This is a genomic window from Paenibacillus sp. FSL K6-2859 (assembly GCF_038008265.1).
Lineage (GTDB): Bacteria > Bacillota > Bacilli > Paenibacillales > Paenibacillaceae > Paenibacillus_AQ > Paenibacillus_AQ nitricinens.
In genome coordinates, this window is sequence record NZ_JBBOYU010000003.1 from 88,293 (window position 1) to 100,569 (window position 12,277).

Consider the following 12,277-nt stretch of genomic DNA (forward strand, 5'->3'; position numbering starts at 1 on the left):
TAAAGACGTTGGAAACATCAATTGGATGTACTCATTCTTAAGATTCGCATGGCATTCAAGACCGCAATCACGGTCACGCCTACATCTGAAAATACTGCTTCCCACATAGTAGCAAAACCAAAAGCGCCTAAGAGTAAAAATATCGCTTTTACGCTTAATGCAAAGATGATATTCTGCCAAACAATCCGTCTGGTTCTCTTAGCAATTCGAATAGCTGTCGAGATTTTCGAGGGTTCATCTGTCATAATGACAATGTCAGCTGCTTCTATAGCGGCATCCGACCCTAATCCACCCATGGCTATACCCACATCTGCCCGAGCTAACACTGGAGTATCATTAATACCGTCACCAACAAAAATTATTTTTTCTTTAGGCGATTTACTTTGCATCAACTTCTCAATCTCTTCCACTTTATGCTGTGGCAGTAACTCTGCATGCACTTCATCTATACCGAGCTGCTGTCCAACTGAATCACCAACGGCTTTGGCGTCCCCTGTCAACATCACGGTTTTCTTTATGCCTAATTCTTTTAATGAACGAATGGCCTTTGCGGAATCATCTTTTATTTCATCCGAGATGACAATATACCCCGCATACTCTTTTTCAATTGCAACATGAATAACCGTTCCTGCCTCATTGGGCGTTTCAAAAGATATATTGTACTTGTTCATTAGCTTGATGTTACCGGCTAAGACCTCTTTCCCCTGAACCTTTACTTGTATGCCATGTCCCGAGATTTCATTATAACCCTCCAGTTGATCTTCCCTGATCTCCTTCCCGTAGGCGATCCGTATGGATTCAGCGATAGGGTGAGTTGAATGCAGCTCCGCAAATGCCGCGTATTCAAGAAGTTCGTCTTCGGATAATTCTCCGGCAGGATTAATACCAGTAACTTTAAAGGCTCCCTTAGTGAGTGTTCCTGTCTTGTCAAATACAACATACTTAACATTGTTTAAGGCCTCCAAGTAATTGCTGCCCTTGACAAGAATACCTGTCTTGGATGCCGCTCCAATTCCTCCAAAAAAGCCTAGCGGTATGGAAACCACAAGCGCACAAGGACAAGATATGACCAGAAAGACGAGCGCTCGGTAGATCCAATCTGAAAAGGTAGCTCCACTTAAAACCAGGGGAGGTACAACCGCCAGAAGTAAAGCGACGATGACAACAACCGGCGTATAGTAACGTGCAAACTTAGAAATGAATTTCTCAGTCGGCGCTTTCTTACTGCTTGCATTTTCGACTAGTTCCAGTATTTTGGATACTGTCGATTCACCAAACAGCTTGGTCACTTCCACAGTTAATACTCCGTTTTTGTTAATGAAACCGCCCAGGACTTCACTCTTCACTTCAACTTCCCGAGGCATAGATTCACCGGTTAGTGCGGATGTATCTACCGCTGAGCTTCCATCAATAACTACTCCATCCAATGGTACCTTTTCACCGGGCTTGACAACAATGTGATCTCCTATGTTAACCTCTTCTGGCGTCACCCGTTTCGTTTCGTTTCCTGTTTTTAAGTTTGCATAATCGGGCCTGATATCCAACAGCGCACTAATGGATTTACGGGATCGATTAATGGCAATACTCTGAAATAACTCCCCTACTTGGTAAAAGAGCATTACAGCTACACCTTCAGGATATTGCTGGATAGCAAACGCGCCAATTGTAGCCACTGACATTAAAAAGTATTCATCAAACACTTGACCACGAAGGATATTTTTAATCGCCTGCAGGACAATATTACCACCGATGATGAGATATGCTATTGAAAATAATACTACTTCCCACCAACCGGATAATGAGAATATCATTCCAATTGCGGCGAGTACTGCACCGGCGGTCAAACGAATTATCATAATCTTATTTTTTCCTTTACCACTCTCATGCGAATGACCTTCATGTCCATCGCCATCGTGCTTATTTTCATGTTCCTCTTTTTTTTGATCCACTCGTTCATTCCCCCTTCTCATTAATATCAATGTTACACTTTAAACTTCGAACTTTTTGAGTCATGTGGTTGCTTCCGAAGTCTGAACCTTAGGTCTTTTTACACCATTTTCGATTTTCATGGCACAATTGACGCAATCTGGTTCCACAAATAACAACACACCCGTCCGCTCCTTTAGATTGATACAATTAAATTAACCCTTTTTACAAGAAAAATTCATGATTATATGCTCATGCATCAACTCAGGAAAAACAGCATATTTTCTGATTAATTAAACAAGCATGTTATAATAGAAACTATGTTGTTTAGCAAAGAAAATTGGAATATTGAAAAACCCAGCAAATGAGTGATCAGAGCTTTCTTGTTCGGATTCTGAAAAGTTACTTAATTCTGTTAGGAAGGCATCATTCGGTTCCAAGTGATTAATGACCGATTATTCCCTCGACTTCCTCATATTCGTTGGATGAGAGTCGTACAGGATCACGTACACGTGCTCCTTACCATTGAAGACGCCGAGAACTCAAAACGCGATTACTGGAGAAGCGCAAAGACAGACTGCTGAAAAAAGCGGTTCTGAAGCTTCGCAAAGATCTGCTAAGTTCAAAATGCATTGCAGAACAACACGGAAAATGGGAAGTACCACTTAAGAAGAATTTTTTGGAGCACGTACGGAAGGAGGAAACAAAGCTGCAGAACAGAGGAAATTAAGGCCAGTGGAGGAATAAAAATTTACAAGATTGCATTTCAGCGTTTTCTGGATTAAATTCTGCAAAACTATTTAGGCTCAAAACCAAAATTAGCGGTTGAGAATCGAAGCGCGGAAAAAACGAAGATAGAAATGGAAAAACATCTGTAATTCCTGTATTGTTGTAAGTCCTACCTCAACAACAAAAAAGGATATCACAGATGCCAGTCCAGTATATCAACGAACTGCTCGAATTACCAGAGCTACAATTTCATAGCGTTCTCTCCATCAATGCAGCGGAAGTGCATTTGGAAGCCTCTCCGGTGGCGTACAAACAGCCCTGTCCGATCTGCTACTCCGAAAAAGCGGTAAAGAGACGCCCGCAATAAGCCGCGCAAGATTCGCATGTCAGCGTTTTTGGTAAAAAGTGCTTTTTGCACATTCCCTCGCTGCGCTTAGCCTGCTCGCGGTGCAATATTGGTTTTGTTTGGTCATATACGTTGGTTGGCCCCAAGGAACAATACAGTCGGCTTTTCCCCTCACAGACCGTAAACCAGGCGCTGGGCTCTACGGCAGCGCATAGCGCGAGAATGCAAGAAGCACCGGCCAGCACGGTTCAGCGCATGCATCAAGAGGCCTTACCCGCAGAGAACGAACGTCTGCTCGAGCAGGCTTGGCGTCAAGCCAAAGATACGGCAGATCTGGTGCTCGGCATCGACGACTTTGCGATCAAAAAGGGACACACCTACAATGCCGGTATTCACGATCTTCGAGGCGAAACCATGCTAGACCTGCTTGCTGGGCGAAAGCTGGACGCGTTGCGTGCGTATGCCGAGCAGCATCCCGATTTTTTGAACCTGAATCCCAAGGCGGTCGTCATGGACCTGGCTCAAACGTATCACACCTGGATCAGCGAGTGTTTTCCAAAGGCGATTCGGATTGCCGATCGGTTCCACGTTCACGGTTACGTCATTGAAAATGTCCAGGCGGTCCGAAAATCGGTTCAGTTTATTACCATAATGACTGTATTTGTTTGACTTACTACTTGATGATCTTGAGAAAAAACTCATTTGAAACACCACTTTCATATTTATTTTTATTTAGATCCAAGACTCAGTTTCCGGACGGAATTGGACTGATCAAAAACTTAATTGTAAACGTTCGTCAAACTTGTTGATTCGTTCATTTTGGATCAATTGGTAAGACAATTGAAGGCTTAGATACTCACGCCCATCTCTCAGATAGGTTTTAGCATTCTGAGTATTCATCTGCAGAATATCACTTATTTCCGCTAATGATAAATTCATGACATACTTCAAAATTACAACAGTCTTATGGATTATTGGCATTCCATGTATGGAATGGGCCAGCTTTGATTTTATATCCGGCATATCGATATTCAAGGTTATTTCTCGCAATGGAAGTTGATTTTCTAGCTCCTTTTCCAGTTTCCCTTCGGATTTTATTTTTTCCATGCAAAACTTAATGCAAAATTGATAGATGACGGTAGAAGGCTTTGCCCCAACAGGAAGTTTATCTATTTGACTGTGTAGTAAGAGAAAAGTGTGAATCACGATTTTCTCCGCTTCAATGGGATCGTTCATTAGCTGATGAGCCAACGTAAAAGCGGAATCCTTATACATATCGATCAGGTCGCCAAAGGCTTTTCGATTTCCTTTCTTTGCAAGTTTAAATATATAACTCTCCATCTTCTGAGTCAGCATCATGTGAAACCTCCTTTCCTCCCCCCATGATTAGTGTAGAGCACCCGCTAGCATATACTCATTTCCTTTTACCTCTCGTCTCGGTTTACTTGTGCATTTACTACCTACATCGTTTCCCCGTCTCTCCAAACTGCATCAAAATCACAAGTGATCATCTATTCATATATTATCCCCACTATATTCGTTTTGATACCTGAATGTCAATTATTGAAGGACATAAGTACGGCAAGTGCTTACGAAAATAAAAGGACAAATATAAGTAATGGTTAATGCCGAATTACCTTCCAGAGCAAATGAGAAAGGGAAATCATCTTCTTCGTACCCAGCGCAAAAACCAATTGCCAAATTTACGGTCCAACAAGATTGCCAGAATCGCTACCAGGATAAGTACTCCTAAATCCCTTTGCACATGCCAAAAAGACATTTCTTTTTTTCGATAATAATCTGAAGGATCTACACTCGAAGAGTTTGACGGTAATAGAACGTTCGGTGTTGTTGTGTTGCCTGCTGGAATTCCCAACAAAGGAATTCCAGATGTTGGGGCTCCTTGAATTCGGTAACCGAGAAAATCTTTATGAAATGGGATATTGCCATAAGAAATACTAACTACTAAAGGAACCAAAAAAAACACAACAAAACCAATGATCATGGACATTACAAGTTTCCCGAAAAGCAATCTTCTCACGACACAATCCCCCATCTATACCATCTACAAATATATTTTTTTAAAATTAAGTTTATCCGTTTATAGACAAACGATAAATTGCCACTTTAACATTCGGGCTGCAAAATTCCGTTGATTTGTAGGAAGCAGAATTTATCCAGATAGGATTGAAGATGCTTGGATTAGAGAACATGAAACATACTGCCAATTAAAACCTTTGCTTAGAGAATCATCGTGTGTAACTACTTCAGTATGTTCAGTATTTCCCTTGACCTTGACTTGATTGGCTGAAGGATATTTCATTTCAGCTAGACCCGTTGTAGAAACGGTAGGGTATCAGAACAGCTGGTGGTTGCACCAAGAAGAAAACTTAATGCGGACATTTGAGGCAGTTAAAAACCAAATTTAAAATATTTTATACATTTCACTAAACAAACGTTTAGCTAGTTGATTCACGAGATATTTTGATGTTCTGAATATATTATGTTTGTTGCTCCGTTGGTATAACTCACCTCAGCTACGATATCTTAATTAACTTTAGTGAAGCTGAATCTAGATCCCCTAGGATCTTACCTACTCCACGAAGCAATAAGGTTAAATGTCCACACATTGTATCGATCTTCAAAGCCAACAGCTAAAGGCAGTTTGTTCAACAGCAGCTTGTAGATCATTAACAGTAAATTCATACATGCCTATAAACATTCATAAAATTGTTATTGAATTGATTGCAAAGGGGTGATTTGATTGGTAAACAGTTACATAAATACGCTGTCCTGGGGATTGATAGGATTTGGAATCGGCGGATTTGGAATTGGCATTGGGGGATCCTCAGCATATTTGATCAGGTATACAAAACGTCAACACATTTCACTCCTGATTATGGCAGTGACAGGCCTCATTATATCTTTAATCTTTTTCGAAATAATTCCCGAAAGTATTCGGGAAGGTGGACTATTTTTGACCGGAGCTGGCTTCACAATAGGTTACCTACTGGCACGACAAATCGAAAGATTTTTCCAACGAATTGTTATCATCACCAACAGTGCACAAAAAGATATTTTTATACAATCCGGCATATTATTAGCTTTTGCAGTTGCACTTCATAATTTCCCTTCCGGCGTTTCTTTTGGTACCAGTTTGCTAAGTACACCTGAATTGGCCAAAAGTTTGGTTGTTACAATGATACTTCATGCAATTCCTGAGGGCATGGTTTTAGGGCTCCCTTTTGTATTGGCAAGCTTGCCCCCCTGGACGATGCTGCTCACGTCAGTTATAGTTGGTTTTCCAACCGCAATAGGTACAATGCTAGGGTATAAATTCGGAATGATTATCCCAGGCACGTTCTCCGTTATGCTGGGTATTGCAGTTGGAACCATGCTCTACATCACTTGGTTTGAAATTTTAAAACCTGCTTTAAAGGAAAGCGGACAAACAAGAAACTTATTTGGTATATTCGCTGGCATAATATTTGGAGGGGTGTATGCACTTTTTCTTTGAGATTCCTGGTTACAAACGTTTATCTTGAACTATCGACCTTTTGCGCTCAACTCTACTTCTATACTTTTATTATTTTAAATTTTGAGATTAATTAAAAAAGACAACCTGTTTATGATTATAACAGGTTTGTCCTTTTCGCTATAATTCAGTTACCATTTTCAGATTGCTTATCCTTACTCCTCGGCTGCTTGAGAGTGAACAAACTGATTATCACTTTTGTATCCTAATGTGGGAGATCGCTTTTCCAAATATATCAAAGACACTAAATCTCTTGAAATGTAGCCATCGGTTCAGTGCTATTTCAATTTTTCCAATATAATTTTCCTATACATTCCATTCAACAGAACAGGCGTATTCTGTTTTATTTGTAACTTTTCATAGAATGGTTGTACAATGCTTTGGAAATTCCGTCCTATATCTGTTCCCAGCAGAGAAATAACCGGACGAAGAAGTTTCTTAAATAAAGATGGCTTCCCCTTGTCGGGTTCAAACTTGTCAAAAATTACTATGGTCCCTTGTTCTTTGGTCACCCTAACGATTTCGCCCATACATTGATTAGCATCGGGAACTACAGACAGAATAAGATTAGCTACAACAATATCAAAGGTTTGCTCTTGAAACTGCAGTTGTTGCGCATCCATTTCAATAAAGTTAATATCCATATGCTGATTTACTTTGGCCTTAGCCATGGCCAGCATAGAAGCGGAAATATCAATAGCCGTTATTTTAATTCCTGATGTATGGAAAAATTCCAGATCAGCACCCGTGCCGACCCCGACAAATAAGATATGTTGACCCTGTCTTAATGAAAGTTCTTCAAAAACCCTTTTTCTTGCCTTTAAAAAAGAACCCGTATTAAATAGGCGGTCATAGAATGGAGCACCGATTTTATAAACGACCTTATTCCATTTATTATTCATACGTCCCCTCCACATTGGGATCTTGATTAATCTTTAGTACTAAATATCGAAGGCTATTCATTATCACTATCAATGCTGACCGGTGTCACTGAGTATGGCAATCCATAGCTTAAGCCACCCGAGAATCGTGCAGTCGGTCGATCATGCCGTTTGTCATTGGACGGAAGAACTGGCTTTTTGCTAATCCCCGCGAGGCGTGCAAGCCAGTGCGGCAATCTACAGCGTCATCGAGACGGCAAAGGAGAACGGAATGGATCCTTTTCCACTACTGGGGTACCGCCAACATTTTACCGAAAATATTAACTAAGACATATTGCGGATAGCCAAGTGGATTATCTGGCGATTTGACGAGCTTCTTCCAGTTTTCCTGCTCCCACATTTTTAGCAATCATAGAAGAAGCCCCGACGCTAATTGCCACGAATATAGCAATATACACGTTTGAAATGGTCGTGAATTCCCATTTTAATCCATACGCTTGCGGGTGGTGTCAGCTACGCTGGTATACTCCAGGTAGAATGACCGGTTGCTCTGAGACAGTCACCCGGACCAGCTTTGAGTAAGAAAAACGCAAGCCGGACATGATCGAGAGCTTAGCGTATATTTTCGTTAAAATGTTGGCGGGACCCCTATAGTACATCCTTATTATTTTCTGTGTTCTCTTCAGATTCAACTAGTCCCTTTGCTCCTCTTTTGAACTCAGATAAGGTTGTGCCGATCGCTCTTCCCAGCTGCGGCAATTTAGAGGGTCCGAAAAGAAGTAGTCCCAAAATGACAAGCAATACAATTCCCGCAACCCCTATATTCATTGGCACATCCATCTCCCCATTCTATCCGTTAGAAATTCACTAACAATGCGGTTACATACATCAACAGGATCCCCAGTGTGAGTCCGCCAAAATTGAGCCACGATACGCTGGGAGCACCTTCCGCTTTGGCATCCCTTACGATCATTTTAGCAATAACAAATATAACTTGAACAATTGCACCGGCACCAATACCGAAGAACAGAGCCGCCAATGTTTGATTGAAGACAAATCCTCCTATCCAGGTACCTACGATTGCTGGAGCCCCTCCTAAAACGGCCAATGCAAGAAAAGTCTTAATAGTCGGTCTTGCCTTCAAGAGTGGAGCTGCTATTCCGATGCCTTCCGTTATATTATGAAGTGTGAATCCGATAATGAGGAATGTACCCAGCGCTGCCTCACCCGCGGCAAAGGCTGCACCAATCGCAAGACCCTCACCGAGATTATGGAGACCGATCCCGCCTGCTATTTTGTAGGAAACTTGCTTTCCATAATTACGCTCAACTGTATTCTTCTTAAAATTGGTCTGATCAACTGCAAGTAAAAATAAAAAGCTGAGTACAGCTCCAAACCAAACGAGTCCCGTTCCTTGAAACACGCCTGGCGCCTCCACTCCCAATTCCAATCCCTCTTGAATCGTGTCAATGGCAAGAAAGAACAACAAACCTACAGTAAATGCCAAAACGCCCTGAATCCCCTTAGAGGAAAAACGACGCATAAATGGATACCACATCAAACCGAGGCCAACTGGAATTACTCCTACATAAATTCCGATTAACGAGTATTGCATAAACCGCTTGCTATCTGCCTCAGGCGTTTTCATGGCTGCCGCTACATCGCCTACAAAGATTAAACCGTTTTCTGTAATGAGCTTAATTTCATGCGGATCGCCTTCAACCCATGGATAAGGGACATAGACTGTTGCATTTCCCAACCGTTCAATAGTTGAGCTTGGTGTATAAGAGGCATTCCAAAACGAGCCGTCCACTACAACCTGTGCAATAGTTAGCGGTTCAGGTCCTGAATTCAAAACCCTCACCTCAAATCCCTCATCTGTCAGTATAATACGTTCGATATTCAATACTTCAATTGGAGCAGCTTGCTGTTCATCAACACCTGTTCCCCAATTGCCAAAAACGTAGATCATCCCTGCCAAGAGCAACAGCGGTAATATCCCCAGTAACCACACCGTTCCGTGATTTCGTTTTTTATTTAATGGTTCGGTCTGCACAATATACCCCTCCTAATGTCACTCAACTTCGAAAAAACCCATCCATCCGAGCTCAGTAAACTCACTCTGATGGGCATGAAACATGTATCTACCTGGAGTTGGAAAGGTAATCTCAATAATGCCCCTTTCGCCTTGGCATTGCATGATCGTATCCGTAAACAACGGACGCGCATCAGGATCAGCACCAGTGGGGTAATAGTGAAAATAATTGGAATGCAGATGAAATGAATTGATAGGATCGAATTCCGTCAAGTTGCTTAAATAAATCCGAACTAATTCTCCAACCTTTACTTTAATCGGTCTGGATTGATAAGCGAATGCGTATCCGTTCACCGTGTATACTTCATTTTCCCCATCTAAATCCAAATCGAATCCATTCATGACCATGCTTAACTCTTTTGCCTGTTTTCGTGGTTTCTTTGGATCAATAATAAAATGACCATATAATCCCTTGTGAATATGCCTAGCTAGAGGCGGTACGTGACAATGATAAGGCTGCAATCCAGCGGGTTTGGCTTCAAACTCATAGACGAATTCTTTCCCGGTAGGTACAGGCTCCAAACCGTCCATATTAGTTGGATGTATGCCATGCAGATGTATGGAATGCGGATGTGCTGATCCGTTCCCGAACTTTATTCGAATAATGTCCCCTTCTGTACATCGTAAGGTTGGGCCAGGTATCGTACCGTTGAATGTCCATCCCGGAAACTTAATACCTTTTGCAATTTCCACCTCTGCATCCCAGGCAAGAATATTATATTCCCTAATGGTTCTGCCATCAGGCGCTTTACTTACTACTCCATAATCGAATGCGGTTAACGCTTTAACCGCTGCTTCCAGCCCTGGAGTAGAATCCGTTCCCGGATCATAACCGTGAACCATACCCTGATTCATTTGACTTTTCAAAGTGTGATGCATTTCCTTCTTATCCATGGCATTAGCTGTCTTGGTGAATAATGAACTAGTGTTAAAAAAACTAGTTCCTAACACCCCCACTACTCCTGCTGCGCCCATTTTCAAAATACTTCTTCTTGATAAGTTCCGCTTATTATTAGATGACATTCCTATTCACCTCCGAGTTAATTTAAGTTAAAACTTTTCCTTAGGGCAAAATATTTTAAATTAAAATCATTTTACCCCTAATCTAAAAATGTTTCCTTAAGGAAACATTTATCTTGGTTAGAATATATGATACAGTGGGCACTTTGTAAAGAATTATTTTTGTTGGATTGTCCTTATCTTTATATAGGTAATTATCGGTGTACGGTACACATTCTTGGCCTAATTCGGCGATCGGTACATATTCTTGTCATTAGCTTTTGACAAGAATATGTACCGTAAAAAAGAAAAACCCGCAATTTATGCGGGTTTCATGCGGAACACATTCTTGTCTTCCGACATTTATCCATTTCGGCTGCATACTTTAAGGCAATATCTTTTTTTGTGAAGGTTTTTTCTACAGAGCTATATATCTGAAAATGTCTCAAAACAATATGTATTTCATCATTTTCGAGTTCCATGTTGAATCTCTCCTTATGAACTGATTTATTCATTGAAGATCATTGCCCTCATAGGCGTGATTTAACTATTCTCCGTCTTTAGTTGAAAGAACATCAGTTCCGCAATCATGTTGACTGAATCGATTATATTCATTCGTCCAAACTTGACAGCGTGGACACCACATTGTTACGACTTGTATTCTTTTTATTTTTGCCATCGCTCCGCAACGGCAATGAAAAAACTGGGTTCCATCCAGGTATTCTATTTGTGATGGTTTGTCAAAAATGTGATAGTGCTTACCTGTCAATTTTTCAAGCAGCTCATAGAGCCATTCTTTCATATGATCACTCCATGTCTTTATGTGAACCCACCCATTCACAAGTCATGCTTTTGTTTAGAATGTTTACAATCCAACAAAACACCTCGCTATTTACATACACCGTCATTGTAACCATTGATATGCTCCCTTTTTAATACGCCGAATGCGTCTATATTCCTTACATACTGTTCTATTCATTTATGTTTCATCTTTTGAACGTGTTCCCAATGTCTCTTTTTGTCCAAATAAGCGCTGTAAATATTAATTCCTAGCCCTATCAAAACGAACAGGACAATCGAAGCAACAAAAATTATAATCTCCACTCTGATGCACGCTCCCTTTCATTGAAGATAATTAAGCGACTGTTTAATGATGGCCGAAGTTTTAAATCCGTCTTATCTTCATTCAATAAATGTTGATTTGAGAGAATCCTAACTTTCTTCATATGATCCTTTAACTTTTGAGAAGGTTTGGGGAATAATTTATCGGTACGAATTTATTCATTTTGTAGTATTGATCCCAGCTATCCTCTTTACTTGAGTACAAAACAAATACCATTTTGGCAATGCGCTGCTTTTCTAACAGATACTTCATACACAGTTGTAAACTTATTCTTAAATCCTCAGGAAGCTCGTCTGTTTCGTTCACAACCATATATATAAATGGAAGGTCAGCAATCGATCTGCCCTCAGAGAATAGCTTGATTCTTTGATCAAACTTTCTCTTAAAATCTGTTAGTAAAAAAGTGAATTCATTTGCGTCTTGATATGTTTGGCAATCTGGTAGCAGATTTGTAAATTTGTTATTATCGTTCACGGACAGGTCCACATAATGTACTTCGCCTTTAACTAAAAGTGAATTAGCAATCATTTTTAGTTTTTCACGTTCATTTAACCAATTGTGAGTTCTCCCCGATTGCGTGGGACCGATAAGAAGATGATCATCCTTAATAACGTCAACCTTTTTGGTTTTCAATCTTGAAAAA

9 protein-coding genes and 3 pseudogenes are annotated in these 12,277 nt (G+C 40.7%); 3 read left to right on the plus strand and 9 right to left on the minus strand.

Going from position 1 to position 12,277, the window contains the following annotated elements; translation table 11 throughout:
- Positions 1 to 17 precede the first annotated feature (17 nt).
- Positions 18 to 1,895: pseudogene (locus MHB64_RS33025) on the minus strand (heavy metal translocating P-type ATPase); the annotation flags it as partial.
- A gap of 959 nt (positions 1,896 to 2,854) precedes the next feature.
- Here MHB64_RS33025 and MHB64_RS34015 point away from each other — a divergent pair.
- Positions 2,855 to 3,640: pseudogene (locus MHB64_RS34015) on the plus strand (ISL3 family transposase); the annotation flags it as partial.
- A gap of 132 nt (positions 3,641 to 3,772) precedes the next feature.
- Here MHB64_RS34015 and MHB64_RS33040 read toward each other — a convergent pair.
- Positions 3,773 to 4,360 (minus strand): sigma factor-like helix-turn-helix DNA-binding protein, encoded by a 588-nt coding sequence (locus MHB64_RS33040; RefSeq protein ID WP_341136443.1) that lies wholly within the window; start codon positions 4,358 to 4,360, stop codon positions 3,773 to 3,775.
- 304 nt (positions 4,361 to 4,664) lie between these two features.
- Positions 4,665 to 5,042, minus strand: coding sequence for a hypothetical protein (locus MHB64_RS33045; RefSeq protein ID WP_341109478.1), 378 nt, complete (start codon positions 5,040 to 5,042; stop codon positions 4,665 to 4,667).
- 723 nt (positions 5,043 to 5,765) lie between these two features.
- Between MHB64_RS33045 and MHB64_RS33050 the strand changes: the two genes are divergently transcribed.
- Entirely contained in the window at positions 5,766 to 6,518 is a 753-nt protein-coding gene (locus MHB64_RS33050) for a ZIP family metal transporter (RefSeq protein WP_341136444.1), read from the plus strand.
- A gap of 296 nt (positions 6,519 to 6,814) precedes the next feature.
- Here the strand turns inward: MHB64_RS33050 and MHB64_RS33055 are convergent, their stop codons facing one another.
- The gene (locus tag MHB64_RS33055; protein ID WP_341136445.1) at positions 6,815 to 7,438 is read right to left on the minus strand and encodes a class I SAM-dependent methyltransferase; all 624 of its coding nucleotides are present in this window, start codon (positions 7,436 to 7,438) and stop codon (positions 6,815 to 6,817) included.
- A 134-nt stretch (positions 7,439 to 7,572) separates the two neighbouring features.
- On the opposite strand from MHB64_RS33055, the pseudogene MHB64_RS33060 reads away from it, so the two are divergent.
- Positions 7,573 to 7,745: pseudogene (locus tag MHB64_RS33060) on the plus strand (IS66 family transposase); the annotation flags it as partial.
- Positions 7,746 to 8,065: 320 nt separating this feature from the next.
- Here the strand turns inward: MHB64_RS33060 and MHB64_RS33065 are convergent.
- The 5 genes from MHB64_RS33065 to MHB64_RS33085 form a co-directional block, all read right to left on the minus strand.
- Positions 8,066 to 8,245: a twin-arginine translocase TatA/TatE family subunit gene (locus MHB64_RS33065; protein ID WP_341136446.1), complete on the minus strand. Its 180-nt coding sequence runs from the start codon at positions 8,243 to 8,245 to the stop codon at positions 8,066 to 8,068.
- Between the two features lie 28 nt (positions 8,246 to 8,273).
- Positions 8,274 to 9,473: a ZIP family metal transporter gene (locus tag MHB64_RS33070; protein ID WP_341136447.1), complete on the minus strand. Its 1,200-nt coding sequence runs from the start codon at positions 9,471 to 9,473 to the stop codon at positions 8,274 to 8,276.
- An 18-nt stretch (positions 9,474 to 9,491) separates the two neighbouring features.
- Positions 9,492 to 10,535 carry a multicopper oxidase domain-containing protein gene (locus MHB64_RS33075; RefSeq protein WP_341136448.1) on the minus strand — a complete coding sequence of 348 codons (1,044 nt, stop codon included), beginning with the start codon at positions 10,533 to 10,535 and terminating at the stop codon, positions 9,492 to 9,494.
- Between the two features lie 523 nt (positions 10,536 to 11,058).
- Entirely contained in the window at positions 11,059 to 11,313 is a 255-nt protein-coding gene (locus MHB64_RS33080) for a hypothetical protein (protein ID WP_341136449.1), read from the minus strand.
- A 432-nt stretch (positions 11,314 to 11,745) separates the two neighbouring features.
- Positions 11,746 to 12,267, minus strand: a complete 522-nt coding sequence (locus MHB64_RS33085) for a hypothetical protein (protein WP_341109475.1) — start codon at positions 12,265 to 12,267, stop codon at positions 11,746 to 11,748.
- Between the last annotated feature and the right edge of the window lie 10 nt (positions 12,268 to 12,277).